This is a genomic window from Psychrobacter sp. C 20.9 (assembly GCF_001921765.1).
Lineage (GTDB): Bacteria > Pseudomonadota > Gammaproteobacteria > Pseudomonadales > Moraxellaceae > Psychrobacter > Psychrobacter piscatorii_B.
In genome coordinates this window covers 48,969-70,511 of record NZ_MRYC01000012.1, presented here as the reverse complement: position 1 = coordinate 70,511, position 21,543 = coordinate 48,969, and the positions used below count along the sequence as shown (strand labels likewise).

The following is a 21,543-nucleotide window of genomic DNA, read 5'->3' as shown; positions in this document are numbered from 1 at the left end:
ATTTAGATAATCCTATAACAGTCAATCCATCATAAGCTTAGCATCATGCTAAGCTTATTGGTCTCTGCCTCTTTTTCTTCATTTCACATCAATATTAATCTGATAAGACTGCGAAGCCGTTTATGTTGGTACAAGTTGCGCTGCCCGTACCCCTTTATCGGGTGTTTGACTATAGCTTACCGGCGGATATGCTTGCTTCGCCAGACCGTCTGATGCCGTTAATTGGAAGTCGCGTTGAGGTTTCATTTGGTCGCCAAACCTTAATTGGTATCGTGATTGCTCATGTTTCTGAAGATGAAAGCTGTGTACCCGTCAATAAAATCAAACCGATTAATAAATGTTTGGATGCTGACCCTATTTTGGATCCCAACATGCTCAAGCTGGCTTATTGGCTGGCGCGTTACTATCATTATCCACTCGGTGATGTCTTAGCCGTCATCCTGCCAAGCCTTGTCCGCCAAGGTAAGCCACTAGACCTACTGATTACCCATTGGCGAATATTGCCGCATATCACTGATGATGATTTTCGTGCCAATGCAAAAAAGCAAAAGCAGCAGTTTGATATGCTAAAACTGCATGGTGAGCGCGGTGCTAGTGAAGATGTTTTGCTATTAGAAGGGATGCAGCGAGCATTTTTAAAAACGCTCGAAGACAAAGGTCTAATCGAGCGCTATATCCAAACTAAGCAATCCCCTTCTCCCGTAAAATTGGCAAAAATGCCGCTTGATCTCAATGATGAGCAGAAACTTGCCGTTGATGCCATCGTTGCTGCGCATAAATCTGAAATCTATACTGGCTTTTTATTAAATGGTATTACTGGTAGCGGCAAAACTGAAGTCTACTTACAAGCGATGCAGGCGGTACTAGAAGCAGGCAAACAAGTGCTGATCTTGGTGCCAGAAATTGGTCTCACACCGCAGACACGTGCACGCTTTGCTAGTCGATTTGCCGCTCATATTGTTTTGCTGCATTCCGGCTTGACTGATACCCATCGTTTGCAAGGCTGGCAAGACTGCCGCACCGGTCATGCACAAATTATCATCGGTACGCGCTCAGCAGTGCTCTATCCATTTGCAGCATTGGGATTGATAGTCGTTGATGAGGCGCATGATGGCTCGTACAAACAGCAGGATACTCTACGTTATCATGCGGCTGATGTCGCACTCTATCGCGGCCTACAGCACAACATTCCAGTCATATTAGGTACGGCAACGCCTTCTCTTGAGCATCTGAAACTGGTCGAAGACGGCAAGCTGGTAGAGTGTCAACTGTTGACTCGTCCCGGCAATGCTAAGCCTGCAACCATGCAACTAATTGATGCGCGCCTGCAAAGCACTCACCAGCAAGCGCAACATGATGGTGCTCGCTATGACACGGGGCTGACAGACTCAATGATTGGGGCAATTAAGCAGACTTTAGAAGCCGGCGATCAAGTCCTGGTATTTTTGAATCGTCGTGGCTATGCGCCTGTTTTATTGTGTGAGGCTTGCGGTTGGCAGGCAGATTGTCCCCGCTGTGATGCTCATTTGACCGTTCACTATAACAGTCTGGCGCAGCGCAGCGGCTATTCAGGTAGCTCTTATTTAAAATGCCACCATTGCGATTGGCAGGCTTATATTCCTACAGTATGCCCTGATTGTGGCAGTCAAAACCTAGATGCCAAAGGCATGGGTACTACCAGACTCAGCGAAAACCTGCATGCAATCTTTGCCAATCCCCAAACCAGTAAAGAGATCTATCCGATTATTCAAATTGACCGTGATACCACCAGGCGCAAAGACAGCTGGGAGAGCATTTATCAGCAAATTAACCAGGGCAATCCTGCGATATTAGTTGGCACACAAATGGTGGCTAAAGGTCATCACTTTCCTAATGTGACATTGGTCTGCTTACCCAATGCCGATCGCGGATTTTTATCAGCAGACTTTCGCTCACCTGAGCATACAGCGCAGCTCATGATACAAGTAGCTGGCCGTGCTGGTCGAGGTGACAAAGCGGGTCGCGTGTTGATCCAAACACTACAGCCTGACAATGAGTTACTGTTAAAACTGGTCAAAGATGGCTACTTGTCATTTGCCCGCGAGCTATTGCAAGAGCGTAAAATGATGGGCTTACCGCCTCACAGTCATGCCGCACTGATACGCTGTGAGGGCAAGACGCTGGCAGCCACCACACAAGCGCTCAAGGATGCCATTGCTCACTTACCCAGTGCGCACCAGCTTGCGGTTCTTGGTCCTATTGATGCCCCAATGAGTAAAAAGAACAGCCGCTATCATGCGCAGTTACTACTCTTAGCCAAAGATCGTGCGCACTTACATCATGTATTGAACCAATGGTGGCAGCCCGTACTTGCCTTACCAAGTGCTAAATACCTCAAGCTTACCTTAGACATTGACCCCGTTGGTTGGTAAAACCGACACTTATCATTCGTCGGTGTTCTATATAGTGTTGTAATTTTTGTGATTTGTGCCTCCTAATGATTTTTACTTCGTCGTTACAGCTTCTCAGGCGTGGCTATGTTAGATTTATAACCACTATCAGGTGGTATGTATCCAAAAGCCTCCTGCTACCTGAACCACAATGGATATTGTTTACTAAACCTCGCTATTAGCTGACTTGAGTGTTGTTATGAATCAAAATAATCTTAGCACTGACGAGCACGATCATAATCACCATAGCCATGAGTACAGTCACGACCATGACGACCAGTTAGAATCGTCATCATCGCAAGATACCAAAGGTTATCAGCGCACCTTGCTGTTTAGCTTTATTATCATCACCGGTTATATGTTTATTGAAGCTATCGGCGGCTGGCTTACTGGTAGCTTGGCGCTATTGTCCGACGCAGGGCATATGTTAAGCGATGCCATCGCGCTTGGCGCCACCCTAACGGCATTCAAAATTGGCGAAAAAGCAGCCACGCATCAAAAAACATTTGGCTATAAGCGTTTTGAGATACTGGTCGCGACCCTGAATGGCGCTACGCTCGTTTTTATCGCCTTGATGATTTTTTATGAAGCGATCAAACGCTTTAACTCTCCACCAGAAATCGCAACCCAAGGTATGCTGATTGTGGCGACGGTCGGTATGTTGGTCAATATCTTGGTGGCGTGGCTCATGCACCGAGGCAGTCAAGGTGGAGAGTCTCACGGGCACAATCATGGTAGTAACGATGCCGCATTAACAAAAACACCCGATAATAAAGAACCTGTCAATCTCAATATGCAAAGTGCTTATTTGCACGTGCTGAGCGATCTGCTGGGCTCTGTTGCTGCTATTATCGCTGCGCTGTTGATGATGGGGTTTGGCTGGGTATGGGCAGATGCCGTGGCATCCGTGATTGTCGCCATTCTTATATTAGTCAGTGGATACCGTGTCGTACGTGATTCTGTGCATATATTAATGGAAGGCACCCCTGCCAACATATCGCTAGTCAACGTTGAGCAAAAATTACTCGCACACCCTCAAGTACAAAAAGTCCATGACCTACACGTTTGGAGCATTACTAGCGGCCTGAACGCCCTATCTTGCCATGTCGTAGTCGATGGAGACATGAGTATTCATGAGTCGAGTAGCCTCATTGCCAATCTTGAACAAAGCCTATCAGCACTCGGCATTCATCATGCGACTATTCAAGTTGAAAGTTTGTCACATCCACAAAACAGCTCACATAGTGAGGCTCTTGTTTGCGATATTTCGGGACAAGCACCTGCTGGCAACAGTCATATTGGTCATAATCATTAAGAGCAAATACCAGTATTGTTAGAAACTTGGCCAATTATTGGTTATGTTTTATCAAATGATATAAATAAAGCAATATGTGCCAAATAATCCAAGCAGCCACCAACACCCAAAGGCTGATACCAACCACGAGTAACATCATTCTGACCCATATATCGAGGCAGCCATTGCAGATATTTGGCAAATAGACTGAGCCCATGTTTGACATCATAAACAACCAAAACCCAAGTGCGAGTATGACACCGGTACAAATGACGATAAAGGCTATTTTGCCAATAATTTTCAATGAGGCTCGCCACTTAGGACAAGCTGTCAGCTCTGATGAGTAGTTGCTCATAAAGGTCATTCTCAATAATCTGATTGGCTATAAATCATTGTTGTCTTACATAGTATTAAAAATGAAAACCTATGAGCCAATAAAAGAAGAAGGTTTCACTTAAGTTTGCCTAAAACTTGTTTCTACGATTGTAATAGCATGTTAAAACTGATGAAAAACCCTATCTCTCGACCATATTTTTGATATAAATTCTGTATACTTAAGACTGACTCCCCCTTTTCACGATCTATTGATGATATAACATTATGTCTAGACGTTCAGCACCCTTTGTCGCCCCAGACTATATCGATGATCCTACGTCAAAAGACGGCAAAAAACACGCCAAAGTTTTGCTATCGACGCTGCAAGAGGACATTGCAAACTTTCGTCATGATCAATTTCCGCCTGATATTTTGCGCCAGATTCGCGATATGCCTATCTATGAAGGCAACTTAGCAGAGGTACAGGCTTATCAGCAACGTTGGCAAAATCTACTTGAGCGCGCCAAGGATTTTTATCCAGCGGCCAATATGCCACCTGATTATCTGCCGCTTCCAGCCAGTCTTGAGATACCGCAGTTTATCTACCATGTTCAGCGCCTACATTTAACCAAAACGCGAGCCAAGGAATCTAAAAGCTTTGGTTCAGTTGGGGCACTGACTGATAAATGTGGTGACTATACTGATGATGAAGTCGCTCGGATGACAGCGGTACTGGATAATGATGACGACGCGCGTTTGGTCGCTCATCGTGAGTTTATTGATCTGCGCGCTTATGTTTTTTGCCGCGATAGCAAGGGTGAGATGCTAGAGCCTGAACGGGTACGTTTTTATCGTACTGGTCTTATCGTCCATGCTTTGCCTGATTTTAAGATTGTCGACAGCAGGCAAACACCGCGCAAGCGCCGCAACGACGCTTATAACAATCCGCTTGCAGATAATGGTGTTTGGAAGATTTATCGCAAAAAATAATGTATGTTGATGCTATATTTTTTCGCGATACTAATTTTAGTTATACCCGTTTTAAATTGCTTATTTTGTCCTAATTTCTGAGGATTCCAGATGTTCGCTGCCGCCGCCGGCTCACCAAATTTAATGTTACAAGCCACTATCTTTTTGGGAGCAGCGCTGCTCTTTGTTCCCCTTGGTAAACGCTTCGGTATTGCAACGGTCCTAGGCTACCTCATCACAGGGCTTATATTGGGTCCAAGCGGTTTGGATGTGGCGGGTGATGCTGAAAGTCTACTGCACTTTTCAGAGTTTGGCGTGGTCATGCTGCTATTTATCATCGGGCTTGAGCTGCAACCCTCGCGGCTTTGGGCGCTGCGTCGCTCTATATTCGTTCTTGGCGGTCTACAGGTTGGGCTGACTGGTACACTATTGATGGGGCTATTGCACCATTTTTTCGCCTTACAGCTAGATACTGCTTTTATCGTTGGCTTTGGTTTAGCACTCTCCTCGACCGCTTTTGTGCTACAGATATTGACCGAAAAACAGCAACTTTCGAGCACACATGGCCGCGAAGCTTTTACTATCTTACTATTCCAAGACATCGCGGTTATTCCTTTATTAGCAGTCATTCCGTTCCTATCGGGGGTTCGTGAGCAAAGTTACGATTTACTGTACTTTGGGAAAGTATTCGCAGTCTTTGCTGGTCTCATTTTTGCCAGTCGTTATGTGGTTCGACCATTCTTTAAGTTTGTGGCCTCAAGCGGTGCTTCAGAACTACTAACGGCGGTCGCGTTATTTATTGTTATGGGCGTGTCTATTTTGATGGGACAAATTGGTCTATCAATGGCACTAGGTGCATTTTTGACAGGCGTGTTGTTAGCTGACTCTGAGTATCGACACGAGTTAGAGGCCAGTATCGAACCGTTTAAAGGATTGCTATTGGGTCTATTTTTCATGTCAGTCGGTATGCTCACTGACGTCAAACTCATTTTGGCCAAGCCGATATTTATCATTGGCTGTGCCCTCGCCTTAATGTTTATCAAATTTGCAGTGATTGCAGCCATTGCCAAAGTATCTGGCAACCGCTGGCCAACCAGTATCAGATTGGGTGTGACCTTGGCACAAGGCGGTGAATTTGCCTTTGTTCTGTTCAGTGTCGCCACCGCCCAAAGTGTCTTACGTCCTGATTTTGCCAATACGCTAAACCTTGTCGTTACGATCTCAATGGCACTGACACCATTAGCCTTTTTGTTGTTAGAAAAAATAGGCGAACCATTATTTGCCAAGCGCAAACCAAGTCGAGAATACGACACCATTCCCGATCATGAGCATCAGGTAATTATCGCAGGCTTTGGCCGAGTCGGTCAGATCATTGGTCGTGTGCTTCGTATGCATAATATTGAATTTACAGCCATTGAACGTTCTGCCAACCGAGTAGATTTCGTGCGTAAATTTGGTAATCAAGTCTATTACGGCGATCCAAAAAACCCTGAGATTCTACGAGCTGCAGGTATTCAAAAGGCGCGTGTCTTTATTTTGGCAATCGATGATTTAGAGCGCTCCATCACTACCGCTCAGTATTTACGCAAAAACTATCCTGAGCTGATTGTATTAGCCAGGGCGCGGGATCGTCAGCATTACTATCGCTTACGCGAAGTTGGTGTGCGTCACATTTGGCGTGAGACTTACTTGTCATCTTTAGATATGTCACGTGAATCGCTACAGCTACTCGGTATCTCTCCGGAAAAAGCTCGAGAGACAGTAAAAACATTCCGTGATTATGATGATGACTTAATTGAGCGTCAGCAAGCCATTTACGATGATGAAGCCAGCATGATTGAGTCCGCACAATCAGCGATGGCAGAGCTTGAAAGCCTATTTGATGAAGATATCGGCAAAGCGCGCAAGATGGATTTGACCGATTTCTACGAAGCCTTAAAGAGCCAAGCGACGCCAGTTGACGAACCACACGATACCGCAACAGACTCTAAACACTAGCAAAAACTAGATAGGTATAGCCCCTAGTCAGATAGACAGTTTTTAGGGGCTTGTTTTTTATTTAGTGAGCTTGTGCAATCCCAGTTATCACTGTCTGGTATATGATAAAACACCAATGTCTGCTCATTCAAATAGCGTATTGGAAATGTCACGTTCTGGATCGTAGCAATCACCGCGCAATCCGTCTCTAGCACACCAGCCGCTTGACTATCGACATGCATACGTACCTGCTGCTGCTCGGTACTGAGCGGTAAATCTACAGGACATCGCCCAGTCTGCTGATAAATCAATGCCACTCGGTTTTGGGCATTCTTGGCAATATCATAAGCATCAAACAACACTTCATTTTCTTTTGGTTTGGCGATAATAGGTAAAAACTGCACCTTAATGACCAATAATGCAAAGGCGAAAAAACCAAACCCCAATGCTAAGCCAAATAAACTGACGCCGCCTTCTTTTTTCAAATGCGCTTGTTGTGCCGCCTCATCTCGCGGATAATCGTTAATCGCATCCGCGATTTCACGTCGCGCCATCCGGTAATAATATGCATCTGTCCAGCGTGCCACCATAGCAGACCAAAACAACCAAATAATCGCAGCAATACCGATCCGCGTCGCCATTTGATAAACGTCTGGCACATAAGACATCGCCACAAACTCAAAGGCAACAAGCACAATGGCAACATTAAGCTGAATAAATGACCATCCTGCCACGCTATATACAATGGCATCCATATAGCGTTTACGGTATAACAGCCAAGGAAACGTCATAAAAAATGCAGCCCAATGCCATTTTGGCGACAGATAGCCTTGCTGATCAAACTGCTCAAAGCGCTTGAGATAATAGCGCTGGGTACGATCACCAATAAACCATTGATCCAGTTGCTGGCGCTTAGCAGGTGTTAATGACTCTTGATAAAACGGTGGCGGTGAATCCGTCTCAATAAATAGCATGGCAATACGCTCTACTGATTCTTAGAAAAAATATTTCTCAACGATGACTCCATGATAACGCTAAAACCCATATCTAGGATAGAGAAACGACAGAACTGAGCAGCAAACGCGCTAAAATAAGATTGTACGTTCACAGTTGTATGGATTTGACTTATAATGAGTCAACATCACTCACATAATTAAGCCTTACAAATCCTATGAGTCAACATTCTGATATCAATGACACCATCAACAGCCTTGATACTACTGATGAGCAAACCTCTAATAATACTAGTGCGCCTATCGATACGGATACAAACGCTAGCCATGAGATAGAACCTGGCTCTGACAAACATATCCGCATCGTTAATACCTTTATGAAGCGGCGCACGCACATGAACAAAAACGCCGAGCTAGCACTCACTGCACCAGAGTTTTCTGAGTATCTGGTCAATAACAGTTTCGGCGATGGCGACCTTTCAGGTATTGATGACTTGCGAGTATTGTTCGCTGATAGCCCGAATGGTTCTGACGCACCGCTAACCTTAGAGATTGGTTTTGGTTTGGGTGATTCATTTATCGAGATGGCAGCCGCAGAGCCCGCGCGTAATTTTGTCGGTGTCGAAGTGCATGAGCCAGGTATTGGTAAATGTGCTTACATGGCAGGCACTCAAGGCCTGACTAACGTCAAAATTATCAATGGCGACGCCATCCAGCTGCTTAAGCAATTACCAGAGAATCATATTGACCGTATCCAGCTCTACTTCCCTGATCCATGGCAAAAGAAACGTCATTACAAACGCCGTTTCGTCAGTCCTGAGCGTATGACCATCGTGACCCGCAGTCTAAAACAAGGCGGTTGGTTTCATACAGCCACGGATTGGGAGCACTATGCATTTTGGATGGTTGAGGTATTGGATGGGTTTGCTGGATTGACCAACAAAGCAGGCGCGGGCAACTTCACCGACCGTCCTGACTTTCGTCCAATGACCAAGTTTGAGCGTCGCGGTCTTGAGCGTGGTCACGGGGTCTGGGATTTGATCTATATCAAAGACTAGCAAATACAATCTTGCTATCGATAATTTTGACAAAGCGGCTATTCTATTTAGCCGCTTTTTTATGCCCGTTTATAAGCTTGCTATCACAGCAATAAATATGCTTGGCGGGTCGTTGGTTGCTTTTATCTCGTCATACTCTTGACTTCAAAGCCCTATAGTATGGTAATACGTGGAAGAATCACAAATTGTAATTATGTGAAACATAGCGGCCAGAGCATATCTTGTCGACGAAAAATCATCTTTAACGCTTAATACTGGAAGCTTGCAATATATAACCTATACACGCAAGCATAGATACCATAAGGGCTTCGAGAGTTCTCCCCATAAGCTGTGGATAACCCTGTGTATAAGTCACTACTTGACAACTATATACCTAGGAAACTTAAAGGATAAGGTAAAATCGTTCATTTTTTGTACAATTTAAAAATCATTTAAAAACAATAACTTATATTAAATATAAAGCCATAAAAAATTATTTTAAATATTTTCAAAAATAATTTAGCCGTTTATAATGTTTCACAACCAATAAAAATGAGTACATTATTTGCTGTGGACAACTCATAAGTCTATTGACAAACATAGCTGTTATCAGGTTCAAAAACACATTTGAACAGATGGCTATCTTCGCGGATCCTCACTCTTATATCGTACGACATTCAGTGTCGTTTAGCATCGTCCCAGACTCAATATAGCGCTTGGATTTTGTTATAATTACTCTATCGAATCAATAGCACTACAGAGATTCAGATAGCTATTAGTCGTTAACATCCGACTCAAAAGCTATTGTAACTGTGATTGATTATGAACTTATTTTTACTTCTCTCGTTATTTAATTTTACTGTATAGTAGAGCGATATCTCGATATTACTACTAATAGCAGTCATATGACAACCTGTGTATTTAAGCCAGTTGTCAGAGCGCTAATAGCTATATGATTTATCTTATTAGCGCTGCTCAGTATGCACCAGTTATCACTCTTAGACGTATAAATCTTTTATCTATAGCACCAAATCAATTATCAAAAAAGGAATCCAGTATGGACGACAATAAAGCCAAAGCCCTCAAAGCGGCATTAGGTCAAATTGAAAAGCAATTTGGTAAAAATACCATCATGCATCTGGGTGATGATTCAGCCATTCTTGATGCCGATGTGGTCTCAACAGGTTCTCTTGGTCTAGATATCGCACTTGGTATTGGTGGATTGCCGAAGGGTCGTATCATCGAGATCTACGGCCCTGAGAGCTCAGGTAAAACCACGATGACCTTGCAAGCAATCGCAGAGTGTCAAAAACAAGGCGGCACCTGTGCATTTATCGATGCTGAGCATGCGCTTGACCCTGTGTATGCACGCAAGCTAGGCGTCAATACCGATGACTTACTACTATCGCAACCTGATAACGGTGAGCAAGCACTTGAAATTACTGACATGCTCGTGCGTTCAGGCGCAATCGATATGATCGTTATCGACTCGGTTGCTGCCTTGACTCCGCGTGCAGAAATTGAAGGCGAGATGGGTGACTCACACATGGGTCTGCAAGCGCGTCTGATGAGCCAAGCGCTACGTAAGATTACTGGTAATGCTAAACGCTCTAATTGTATGGTTGTGTTTATTAACCAAATCCGTATGAAAATTGGTGTTATGTTTGGTAGCCCAGAGACTACAACTGGTGGTAATGCCCTCAAATTCTACGCCTCTGTACGTATGGACATTCGCCGCATTGGTGCGGTCAAAAATGGTGATGAAATCATCGGTAACCAAACCCGTGTCAAAGTTATCAAAAACAAAATGGCACCACCTTTCCGCCAAGCTGAGTTTGAGATTACTTATGGCGAAGGTACCAACCATTTGGCTGAAGTGATTGACTTGGGCGTCGAGATTGGCGCGGTTGGTAAGGCAGGTTCATGGTACAGCTATGGCGATGAAAAAATCGGTCAAGGTAAAGCCAATTCTGTCCTGTTCTTAAAAGAAAACCCTGCTATTGCCAAAGAGATCGAAGATAAAATTCGTGATGAAAAGCTTGGTAAGAAAAAAGATAGCAAAGCGCCTGAAACTGACGATGTAGAACTGGCACCTGACTCTGTACAATAATGGTTCACTAGTAACCATCATCAGTGACCGCTATAAATAATCATGACTTATTATGAAAATTAAAACATTGGCTGAAATCTTAGCTGAGTCGGAAACCGGCTCAGCTAGTTCTGTTGATAGCAAACGAAAAAAACCTACTAAACACTCCTATCAAAACACATCTAACAAATCAGGTAAATCTAGCAAGCTTTCTAAAGACCCAGATCAAGATCATTCAAGCACTAGTGAGCCTACTGTTGATACATCATACTTTGAAGAATTTTCTGCTAAGATAAAAAAAAACTCTAAATCCAAAAAACGTAAAAAGCGCTTTCATCCAGCTGCTAACTTCACCGCTGAGCCAAGCGATACACCTGCTTATCAGCCACCTGAAGCACAAACCATTAAAGAGATGCTGGCCGAGGTCAAGAACAGCGTACATAGTGGTGATGCAGAGAATGACATAGCTGAAAACGACAACTATGCCCCCTCGTTTGAGCAATCAGAATGCGGAAGTGAACGTCCATCATTTGATGATAGTGCAGTAGAAAACCAAAACGACAATATACCAGCTGCTCTCAAAGCTTACCTGCGTACCCCAGAGCAAAAACAAGCAGAAATCGATGCCATTAAAGCTGAAAGCCGACTACGTTGGCTCGCATTCTATTACTTGTCACGCCGTGAATATGGTAAGGCTGAGCTCAAACAAAAACTGATCGACAAAGAACAAGACCCAGAAAAAATAGATGCCCTACTCGATGAATTCGAGGAAAAAGGCTATCAGAGCGATTACCGTACTACCCTAATGCTCATACGTGAGAATATTCGTAAAGGTCGTGGACGCGGGCGTATCAAGCAAGAGTTCTATCGTAAAAGAATCGCTATGCCAGGCAACATCGATGAATTAATTGATATGGCAAATAGCGACTCTGAAGAATTTAGCGAATTTGTCGATGATAGTGCAGATAATTTGGTCAATGGCGTAGATTGGCTAAAACTGGCTGTGGTAGCCCGTACCAAAAAATACGGTAATGACCTACCTACTGAGCAAAAAGACAAAGCCAAACAACTGCGATTTTTGCAGTACCGTGGGTTCAATACAGATATCTGCTTTGCAGCACTCAACTACACAGTGGAGACATTAGATGAGCGATTTTAAAACTTTAATACTACTATAATAGACATAAAAAAGAGCACGTCGTTAGACGCACTCTAAATTTATGACCCTAAGCTTTTTTAACTCAGTCCGTTACTTCAAAGTACCGAGACGATTAGATAACTGATTGATAATTTGATCAATCTCTTCGTTGGCTTCTACTTCATTATCTAGATTGCCATTAGGCGTGAGCTGGTTCATTACCTCAGGCAGTAATTCAGCCAAACCTTGACGTACTTCTGTTTCGTTTGCACCCGTACGCGCTGCTACTTGCTGAATCTCATGCTCATCAAACAGCTGATTTATCTCATTTGGGTCCAAGTTCTCGTTGGCCTCATTTGTGCTCATCCAAGAGCGTGCTTGGTCGCCATGGCCCATGCCAGTGATTTTTGATAGCGCACCACCGATACCGCCATTACGCTTGATCCAGCTCAGCACCATTGGCATAAGGACAGCGATAAGCATCCCCTTACCACCAAAGCCACTACTGTTACGCTGACCGCCCAATACGCTACCTAAGATATCTCCCAGTCCACCAGCGCCTGAGCTTGCACTACCACGCTGACTGCCACCAGCCAAACCACCAATGATATCATCCAAACCAAAACCATTATCTGGCTTACGATCGTATTGCTGCGGATTGTAGCCACCTGCTTGACTACCGCTGCCCAATACGCTGCCTAGTATATCGCCCAAGCCACCAGTACGACGTGGATTGATACGCTGATTCACTGGATGGCGTTGAGCATCCTCTGGATTCATCGCACTACGGGCCACTTGGCTCACTAAATTCCCTAATAAACTCATGATCTCTTCCTCTTTTTGTCATATTATTTATGATACAAGCCGACTGCCTACCGTTGTCCATACTGGTTTTTCATGGCATAAACTGGAAGTACAATGCAGTTGGTTCATATACTTTATTCGTGAGTTTCAATATAACAAAACTCTTTGGAGACCAAGATAGGTATTTTGTTATGACATGTAGGCATTCGTAAGCTCACAAAAAAGAGAGAAAAATTGAATAAAGATATGAAGGCTAATTAGCAAATTTAACCTTTATTTATATTGGCTAAAACACTAAGCGTTCGCCATTCCTCTGGGCTTACTTGATCACGAAATATGGTGATAGATAGAGGGCGCTGATAAGGCTCTACTATGTTGAACTCAAGATTTATCGCCCATTGATAGTAATGTGTAGAGAGTAGATGTGCTTGCCATAGCTCATCACCTCGACTTGTCTGAATCAACAACTGCCACTGTTTATCCATACGTTGATCAAGTGGCGGCTGACTCAGATGTCGTAGTGTCAAACGTGTCAGAAATAAATAGCCAGCAATGGCTAGCGAGACAGTCAAAATCAGCAAATATTGCCACCATGCCAAAGCCGCAAGCCACGCTAAGACAATCATGATCGCAGTTAAACCCACATAGAGCAGACAGCGTAGCCGACTGGTAGAATGAATAGCTGTATCAATGCGCAGTGCCGTTGCTAGGGTCATATGGGCGCGCCATGAGAAATCATCAGTATTGTGCCTATCAAATACAAAGCCTCTAAACCAAGTCTTTGGTGTGTCGCCATATTTTTATTTTATTAACGAGTGCCCATATATCATCCTCTGCTGGACGATTTTGATTGGTAAAATAATCCAATAGATCCGGGTCTTCATGCGTGAGCATCTGAGCAAATGTCTCTTGCTCAGCAGAATCTGCTTTCAGATACAGCTCTTTGACATAAGGATCGATATAAAAATCTAACTCTTTCAAGCCGCGACGAGCTTGATAAATAATACGGCGCTGCTCATTGGTCGGTTCTGGCTGAGTGATACTGGTCATAAAGATACTCTCTTTCATTTCAATAGTTTTTGATGTGGTATTCAATCATAGTGGAAAACTGGATTGTAGATATTGTATTTATCACGGTGTACCTTTATCGAGTATTTGTATTAATAATACAATGCTCATGATGGTACGCTGATAATTGACTCCATAGTGCCACTGCTTGCTGCATCATGCCTACATTATGCGTGCGAATGATGCTGGCACCTTGTTGTAGCGCAAATATCCCAGCAGCAGTCCCTACTGCGTCTCGTTCTATCGCTTGAGTGGTCTGTACTGTTTTGACACCACTATTGGTCAATACCTCTGCTAAAAAGCGCTTACGTGAAATACCAAACATCATTGGCAAACCCAATGCCTGTAAGCTCTCTAACTGACTTAATAAAGCACAATGATGCTCATAGTTTTTGGCAAAACCAAAACCTGGATCAATAATAATATTTTCCTGCTTAACCCCAAGGCGCGTTACCTCTTTGATACGTGTGATCAGTTCTGTGCTCACTTCATCAATCACATTATCATACTGTGCCAGATTGTTCATCGTCGTTGGCTCACCGCGCATATGCATCAGCATGACAGGAATATCAAGGCTAGCGGCCAGTTCTGCAGCGCCAGTACGTTTTAACGCCCTGACATCGTTCCAAATATCAGCACCAGCATCAAACGCTGCCTGCATGACCTCTGGGTTGCTGGTATCAATAGATAACCAAATATCATCTCCACAATGCTGGCGTATAGCTTGTACCACTGGCACAACCCGTTGTAGCTCTTCAGTAGTCGATACAGCATCTGCATTGGGGCGAGTAGATTCACCGCCAATATCAATAATAGTAGCACCGTTATCCATCATCTGCTGACAGTGAGCAACGGCATTCTCTACCGCATTGAACCGCCCACCATCCGAGAATGAATCTGGCGTTACATTCAAGATACCCATGATATGCGGCTCAGACAAATTCAAGGTTTTATTACGGCTCGATATTTTGTAGTTGGGTAAAGGCTGAAATAATGACATGACCGATCCATCATAAATAAATTGTATAAAATAGCTCGAGAGTTCGTTATCTGTGCTTATGATACCAGTAAATCTTATGACGTCCTAAGCTCTTAAAAGAATGATGACAATAAAAAGGCCCTTTATGATAAAGGGCCTTTTATTAAACTTCAATCAGAACTGCCTTACATCGCCGGTAATGGTGGCGGTGTAGAAGTAGTCGTCTTAATGTCATTTTTTGACAAGTTGACTTCGTTATGCTGATAGACTCTTGGTGGACGCGGTTCTTCACCTGCTAGAATATCTTGCAGTTGGTCACGGTCGATGGTTTCCCAATTCATGAGCGCTTCAACCATTGCATGCATTTTATCTTGATTGGCTTCAATCAATTCGCGAGCGATATCGTACTGCTCTTCTAGCATACGGCGCACTTCTTCATCAACCTTTTGCTGCGTGGCTTCTGAAATCGTACGACCACCACCGCCAAAGTATCCTTGCGAGCTGTCATCATCTTCATACACCATGATACCTAGTGCATCAGACATACCGTACTTGGTTACCATGGCGCGTGCCATTTTGGTTGCACGTTCAAAATCATTTGAAGCACCTGTTGACATCTGATTAATAAAGACTTCTTCAGCAATACGACCACCGAACAAAATCGCAATGTCGCTTAACATCTTAGATTTATACATGCTGGTTTGATCGTGCTCAGGCAGCTGCCAAGTAACACCAAGCGCAAAACCACGAGGCATGATAGTGACCTTATGCACCGGATCTGTACCTGGCAGTAGTTCAGCTACTAGCGCATGACCCGCTTCGTGATACGCGGTCGCACGGCGCTCTTCTTCGCGTATCACCATGGATTTGCGCTCAGGACCCATGTATAACTTATCTTTTGCATCTTCAAAATCATTCATGTCGACACTGGTCTTGTTACGACGCGCGGCAAACAAGGCTGCTTCGTTTACAAGGTTAGCAAGCTGTGCACCACTGAACCCTGGCGTACCACGAGCAAGAGAACCTGCATCGACACTGATGGTATTCGGCAACTTTCTTAAGTGTACTTTTAAGATTTGCTCACGACCTTTGATATCTGGCAAGCCCACTTGAACCTGACGGTCAAAACGACCTGGACGCAATAATGCTTTATCAAGCACGTCAGCACGGTTGGTTGCAGCAATAACGATAACGCCTTCATTGCCTTCAAAACCATCCATCTCAACCAATAATTGGTTCAATGTCTGCTCACGCTCGTCGTTACCGCCGCCCATACCAGAGCCACGATGACGACCGACTGCATCGATCTCATCAATAAAGATAATGCAAGGGGCGCTCTTTTTCGCCTGCTCAAACATGTCGCGTACACGTGATGCACCAACACCAACAAACATCTCAACAAAATCAGAACCTGAAATTGAGAAGAACGGTACTTTAGCTTCACCAGCAATAGCTCTTGCTAGCAATGTCTTACCTGTACCCGGTGGACCTACCATCAAGATACCACGAGGAATCGTTGCACCAAGCTTGGTAAATTTATCCGGATCACGTAAAAAGTCAACCACTTCAACGACTTCTTCTTTGGCTTCTTCACAACCAGCCACATCTTCGAAGTTCACCTTGATTTGGTCTTCCGTCAGCATTTTGGCTTTTGACTTACCAAAACTCATTGGGCCGCCGCCTTTACCGCCTGCACCGCCCTGCATATTACGCATAAAGAATAAAAACAGACCAATAATCAGTAAAATTGGGAAACTGGCTATCAGTAGTTGCATCAATACGCTTTGGCGCTTTGGTGCGGTCCCTTGGACTTCGACTTGGTTCTCACGTAGCATTGGCATCAACTGGTCATCTGACACAGCCGGTCTAATGGTCTCAAAAGATGAGCCATTTTTCTTTTCGCCGGTGATCTGTTCGCCGTCAATTTCGACACTGGCTACTTGGTTTTCTGACACAGCGGTCACAAACTCAGAGTAGTTAAGATTATCCGGCTCAGAGGATTGATCAAAGCCGCTAAACACCAGCACTAAAACGCCGATTACCACCAGCCACAATAAGGTATTTTTTACCATGTCGCTCACTAGTTATTCCCATCCCTTACTTATTGGTGTGTTTACTAAACACGTGACGTCTATAAACGTATTGCTCATTTTTGATAAACTTCCTGATACCAAAAACCTTGACTTAAATTTTGGTAATTAAAGAACAGCTTAAATACGGTTCTCATAGATACTCAATATAAGATGAACACTAATCTATCGCAGATGAGCCCATAAGACGCTTATTATCAGACGACTTTGTCTAAAACGTATGCTAAAAACAAAGGTAATATACCATGATATATGGCGCTAACCTGCATAATTCAAGCAGGTTTCACGATTATTCAGTTAATGAATGTAGCGCTTTTTATACGACCATAATGATAGTTTATGGTGACTGATTAACTCGCTTACAATAGTAGCAACTCATTGATGTTAAAACTATTTAATCGCCACCCAAAACATCTCTTTTGAGCGCGGACGTGACGCACCTGGTTTTATACTACGAATCTTACTAAAATCCTGCTGCATCTGCTTGCGTAATTCTTGTGTGCCTTCGCCTTGAAACACTTTCATAATAAGTGCGCCACCTTTTGGTAAGGTTGATAAAGCAAAGTCCACTGCCAGCTCGCATAAATACATCATACGCGGCTGATCGATAGCGCTATTCCCAGCCGTATTGGGTGCCATATCAGACAATACCACGTCGACTTGCCTATCGCCTACTTCTGCCATAATGGCGTCAAACACTTCAGCTTCACGAAAATCACCTTGAATAAAGGTAACATTAGGCAAAGCATCCATCGCCAGAATATCAGAGGCAATCAAGATACCGTCGTCACCAACCAACTGTCCCGCTACTTGAGACCAACTGCCAGGCGCACTACCCAAATCTACCACCGTCATGCCTTTTTTAATCAAGTTGGTTTTTTCGTTAATCTCTAATAATTTATAAGCGGCACGGGCACGGTAGCCATCTTTTTGAGCCTTTTGTACATAATGATCGTCAATGTGCTCTTTCATCCAAGCACTGCTGCTCTTTGATAGTTTTTTGTTTTCGATACGCGTGGCCAAAATACCTGCTCCTATTGCTTTACTAAATCTAGATGCTTTAATTGCGCTATCACTTACAAACTGATACTAATCCGTTGCGGATTATTCTAAATACGGTGTTAATCAGATTTTTTATTCATGGTTGGTCGCAAACTGACTAAATTCTATTGGTTAAATGACTGTTTTATAAGGCAGTAGCGTTTATAATATACCAAACATTCAGTTTAACATTTTCGTCACGTAAAATCGTGCAAAATCCTGCTGATCTCATGCAAGATGGTCACAGATTATCTATAATGATCCATAACTGTTTTTGACAGTACCATTTTTATTTTTACCAACACCTAGGAATTCTATGCAACTCGATAACGCTACCATCAAACGTCTAAAAGGCATCGGTCACGAGCTAAAGCCTATCGTTATGATCGGCAACAAGGGTATTACCCCAACCATTAACGAAGAGATTGATCGCGCGCTAACAGATCATGAGCTTATCAAAGTAAAACTGCCTGCTGGCACCAAAGAAGAGCGCGACATCGTTGGCGCTGAACTTGCTAAAGCAGCTAATGCGTCTTTGGTCCATTCTATTGGACGTATGGCATTATTGCTACGCCAAAACCCAAATGCCAACCCTAAACTGTCTAACCTAGCACGTCACGCGCAGTAATATGTCATGACAAGCTTTGCTTGAATAACAGTAGGCCGCATCAGCTTAAATAATGACGGTAACTATAAAAGCCGCGATGCATCTTGCTCGCGGCTTTTGTCTTGTCTGCTGGTTTTGAATCTGCTTAGTGTGTCGTATCAGCCTAGGGCATATCCCTATTTAAAAATGGTGATAAACGTTTGAATTCGGGGTGCACCCTAGTTATTCGGTTTAATCTTTTACCATTAATTTTTAAAAGTATTATAGAGTTTGATAAATAATGAACCAATTTTTTAATCTTGTTATAGCCGCCGAGACGCTAGAAAACGACGCACAGCAACTGGACGTGACGGTAGAAGCGTTACAGCGTATTTGTGTCAAGGTGAACGCTAAGATCGTTCGACAGCCAATATTACAATTACAGTTAACCTATCAAATTACTTTACCCAGTCAAATATTAGCCAATCAATTGGTTTGGCCAACTTGGCAGCAAGCCCGAGTAGGATTTGCTGATTATCTGTGGGAAGAGACTTGCCTTGAATGCTTTATCACGGGTGACACTCTAAGTGATGAGGCTGCTACTGAGATTCAAGACGCTGAATCTTACATTGAGATTAATGCCAACCCTGATGGCCGCTATGCACTCTATGAGTTTAAAAGCTATCGCCATCCTGCCACATTACCACCAACACCTTTATATAAGGCTGATGGACACACACGTGCCTCTATTGAGTGGACGGATAATATAAATACACAGGACATAATACAGAAATCGTTGTTTGACAAATCACCAGCAGCGTATTCCATTCATCGCTACGAGCGAGGCTTTAACGTTCCTCTGGTCGAACTTCCTAATCAAAAATACGCCATTGCAAATACGATTATTGAGCAGATACATCCTTGTGTTATTTTACAGCTCGGTAAGACCGCTTTATATTTTGCCTCTCAGCACGCCTCCCCGCCTGATTTCCATAATCGCAACTATTGGTCAAAATTTGCACTTTGATTTACTTCTATGATCTGCACTCACTTAGATACAGTTATTATTAGATATCATTATTTAAAGCATAAAAAAAACCCAGCAATGTCATAAAGAGCATTACTGAGTTTGGAGAAAACTTTTAATTCGTTTAACTGATACTTATTTGTCAGCCATCGCAAGGTAGATACCACGGTCTGATGCATCATCAACATACTGCGAGTCACGCCATGTCGTATAGCTGTAGTTACCGCTATATGGGCTGATGCTGTTTTGACGGAAATCAGATACCCAGTCATTGCCATCAAAAATCTGGATATGACCATGTGGACGGCTTGATGTGCGGTTATAGACAACGACGTCACCAACTTGAGGTTCCATATCGTTACTAATTTTGGTAAAGCCTGCTTGGGCTAGTGTGCCACGAGAGGCATATTGATAAGCTGAAGGATTAGGCGTAAATTTGTAACCTGCTGACTGTAGCGCTTTACGTACATAGCGAGCACAGTAGCCAGAACTTCTAGATAGTGCAACTCGTGAGGCATTTGCCGCTGCGATAGCAGGAGCAGAATTGCGATCAGGAACACGACTTGCTTGCTGTTGACGCTGCTCATATGACAAACGGCTAGTGAGTGACGCAAGCTGATATTCTTTTTGCTTAGCATGAGCGCTTAGATTGTCAATTGCTTGACTGATCTCATCGTTGCTATATACATGAGCACCACTGTTAGTGCTGTAGATGTTGCGACTAGAACCATAGTTCGCAGAAGTAGAGATATTTGTGATGGTATGACTCAAGGTATTATTTGGTTGAAAGGTTGTTTCGGCAGCACCACTCGTCTGTGCGATACCCATTCCCAATACTGACAAAATTAATAAAGCTTGTTTCATAAATTTACTACCTATTGTTAATACAAGTCTGCTCGTCATCCGTGACGAAACATCAATTAATTTAGAGGATATAATCATTAAACAAACATGATAAAATCCTTATCACAACAGCTCGTTCTTTTATAGTGACTAACACCAGTATCACCACCCGTTTAGTCAACTACCTCATAAAATTTTGCTATATATCGCTTTTAGCATGTCTATTCTACATATCGAGTTTGTCACCTAATAGATGAGTCATCACGATGTCAAAAAAACAGCCTAATCGGCTTGCCCAGCTTATAGATCATCAAGCCTTTGCTGGTAGCGCGCTACCTCAAACTCTTGCTAATAACATGCGGCTATATATAGAAGCGACCAATGAGGTAAAAGAGCTGCTGGTAGACTGTCTACCTGAGGAAATCCTCAATACTTGTTGGGTCGTAGGTTTAACCTCTGAGCAGTTAATACTCAGTGTGGGTTCGATGACAGCTGCTAATCATATTCGCTATTTACAGAATGCGTATTTGCAAGTATTAACAGAGCAGTCAATTACATTTAAACAACTCAAGCAAATTCGCGTTGTAGTAGCTAAAACATTTGCTGATAATTATTCATCTAGACAATCATCAGCGTCATTAGCAACCTTGCCCAAACCTAGTAAAGCCAATGAAAATCAGGCTCTTAGCCAAAACACAAAACGGACTATATCACAGGCTGCAGAGCATGTCACCACTGATGAAAATCTAAAAAAAGCCCTCCTACGCCTAGCAAATCATTAAAAATACAGATATTACAATGTAAAGTTATGTAAATAAAACCATGAAGTGAGATTGGTAACGCTGCTTTTTTGTAATGTCTTAAACAAAAAAAATCATCTATTGGTGCCATTCAATTTATGAAT

The 21,543-nt window shown here is 43.3% G+C and carries 19 protein-coding genes; 10 read left to right on the top strand and 9 right to left on the bottom strand.

The window, feature by feature from the left end:
* Positions 1-122: 122 nt before the first annotated feature.
* Together BTW00_RS09390 and BTW00_RS09385 are read left to right on the top strand one after the other, a co-directional pair.
* Positions 123-2,411 (top strand): primosomal protein N', encoded by a 2,289-nt coding sequence (locus BTW00_RS09390; RefSeq protein WP_075107189.1) that lies wholly within the window; start codon positions 123-125, stop codon positions 2,409-2,411.
* 217 nt (positions 2,412-2,628) lie between these two features.
* On the top strand, positions 2,629-3,744 hold the full coding sequence (locus BTW00_RS09385) for a cation diffusion facilitator family transporter (protein WP_075107188.1): 1,116 nt from the start codon (positions 2,629-2,631) through the stop codon (positions 3,742-3,744).
* Positions 3,745-3,778: 34 nt separating this feature from the next.
* Here BTW00_RS09385 and BTW00_RS09380 read toward each other — a convergent pair whose 3' ends face one another.
* A complete protein-coding gene (locus BTW00_RS09380; protein WP_075107187.1) occupies positions 3,779-4,078 on the bottom strand; it encodes a hypothetical protein in 300 nt (99 codons plus the stop codon).
* A gap of 245 nt (positions 4,079-4,323) precedes the next feature.
* Here BTW00_RS09380 and BTW00_RS09375 point away from each other — a divergent pair, with 245 nt between their 5' ends.
* Together BTW00_RS09375 and BTW00_RS09370 are read left to right on the top strand one after the other, a co-directional pair.
* Complete coding sequence (locus BTW00_RS09375) at positions 4,324-5,028, top strand: hypothetical protein (protein WP_075107186.1); 705 nt, start codon at positions 4,324-4,326, stop codon at positions 5,026-5,028.
* A 90-nt stretch (positions 5,029-5,118) separates the two neighbouring features.
* Positions 5,119-7,005 carry a monovalent cation:proton antiporter-2 (CPA2) family protein gene (locus BTW00_RS09370; protein ID WP_075107185.1) on the top strand — a complete coding sequence of 629 codons (1,887 nt, stop codon included), beginning with the start codon at positions 5,119-5,121 and terminating at the stop codon, positions 7,003-7,005.
* 23 nt (positions 7,006-7,028) lie between these two features.
* On the opposite strand, the gene BTW00_RS09365 is transcribed toward BTW00_RS09370, so the two are convergent.
* Positions 7,029-7,958, bottom strand: a complete 930-nt coding sequence (locus BTW00_RS09365) for a DUF2628 domain-containing protein (RefSeq protein WP_075107184.1) — start codon at positions 7,956-7,958, stop codon at positions 7,029-7,031.
* A 197-nt stretch (positions 7,959-8,155) separates the two neighbouring features.
* Here BTW00_RS09365 and trmB point away from each other — a divergent pair, with 197 nt between their 5' ends.
* The 3 genes from trmB (at position 8,156) to BTW00_RS09350 (ending at position 12,222) form a co-directional block, all read left to right on the top strand.
* Positions 8,156-8,995 (top strand): tRNA (guanosine(46)-N7)-methyltransferase TrmB, encoded by an 840-nt coding sequence (gene trmB, locus BTW00_RS09360; RefSeq protein WP_075107183.1) that lies wholly within the window; start codon positions 8,156-8,158, stop codon positions 8,993-8,995.
* A 1,036-nt stretch (positions 8,996-10,031) separates the two neighbouring features.
* A complete protein-coding gene (gene recA / locus BTW00_RS09355; RefSeq protein ID WP_058024591.1) occupies positions 10,032-11,084 on the top strand; it encodes a recombinase RecA in 1,053 nt (350 codons plus the stop codon).
* A 52-nt stretch (positions 11,085-11,136) separates the two neighbouring features.
* Positions 11,137-12,222, top strand: a complete 1,086-nt coding sequence (locus BTW00_RS09350; protein ID WP_075107182.1) for a regulatory protein RecX — start codon at positions 11,137-11,139, stop codon at positions 12,220-12,222.
* A 90-nt stretch (positions 12,223-12,312) separates the two neighbouring features.
* Here BTW00_RS09350 and BTW00_RS09345 read toward each other — a convergent pair whose 3' ends face one another.
* From BTW00_RS09345 to BTW00_RS09320, 6 genes are all read right to left on the bottom strand, one after another.
* Positions 12,313-13,026, bottom strand: a complete 714-nt coding sequence (locus BTW00_RS09345) for a YidB family protein (protein WP_075107181.1) — start codon at positions 13,024-13,026, stop codon at positions 12,313-12,315.
* 245 nt (positions 13,027-13,271) lie between these two features.
* Positions 13,272-13,721 (bottom strand): hypothetical protein, encoded by a 450-nt coding sequence (locus tag BTW00_RS09340; protein ID WP_075107180.1) that lies wholly within the window; start codon positions 13,719-13,721, stop codon positions 13,272-13,274.
* 52 nt (positions 13,722-13,773) lie between these two features.
* Positions 13,774-14,055, bottom strand: coding sequence for a succinate dehydrogenase assembly factor 2 (locus tag BTW00_RS09335; RefSeq protein ID WP_075107179.1), 282 nt, complete (start codon positions 14,053-14,055; stop codon positions 13,774-13,776).
* Between the two features lie 94 nt (positions 14,056-14,149).
* Positions 14,150-15,073: a dihydropteroate synthase gene (gene folP, locus BTW00_RS09330; protein ID WP_075107178.1), complete on the bottom strand. Its 924-nt coding sequence runs from the start codon at positions 15,071-15,073 to the stop codon at positions 14,150-14,152.
* A gap of 164 nt (positions 15,074-15,237) precedes the next feature.
* Positions 15,238-17,133: an ATP-dependent zinc metalloprotease FtsH gene (gene ftsH / locus BTW00_RS09325; protein WP_058024584.1), complete on the bottom strand. Its 1,896-nt coding sequence runs from the start codon at positions 17,131-17,133 to the stop codon at positions 15,238-15,240.
* Between the two features lie 399 nt (positions 17,134-17,532).
* Positions 17,533-18,165, bottom strand: coding sequence for an RlmE family RNA methyltransferase (locus tag BTW00_RS09320; protein ID WP_058024583.1), 633 nt, complete (start codon positions 18,163-18,165; stop codon positions 17,533-17,535).
* 334 nt (positions 18,166-18,499) lie between these two features.
* Here BTW00_RS09320 and BTW00_RS09315 point away from each other — a divergent pair, with 334 nt between their 5' ends.
* Positions 18,500-18,811 carry a YhbY family RNA-binding protein gene (locus BTW00_RS09315; RefSeq protein WP_075107177.1) on the top strand — a complete coding sequence of 104 codons (312 nt, stop codon included), beginning with the start codon at positions 18,500-18,502 and terminating at the stop codon, positions 18,809-18,811.
* Positions 18,812-19,070: 259 nt separating this feature from the next.
* Entirely contained in the window at positions 19,071-19,796 is a 726-nt protein-coding gene (locus BTW00_RS09310) for a hypothetical protein (RefSeq protein ID WP_075107176.1), read from the top strand.
* A gap of 135 nt (positions 19,797-19,931) precedes the next feature.
* On the opposite strand, the gene BTW00_RS09305 is transcribed toward BTW00_RS09310, so the two are convergent.
* Entirely contained in the window at positions 19,932-20,660 is a 729-nt protein-coding gene (locus tag BTW00_RS09305) for a CHAP domain-containing protein (RefSeq protein ID WP_075107175.1), read from the bottom strand.
* Positions 20,661-20,905: 245 nt separating this feature from the next.
* On the opposite strand from BTW00_RS09305, the gene BTW00_RS09300 reads away from it, so the two are divergent.
* Complete coding sequence (locus BTW00_RS09300) at positions 20,906-21,421, top strand: hypothetical protein (protein WP_058024579.1); 516 nt, start codon at positions 20,906-20,908, stop codon at positions 21,419-21,421.
* Positions 21,422-21,543 lie beyond the last annotated feature (122 nt).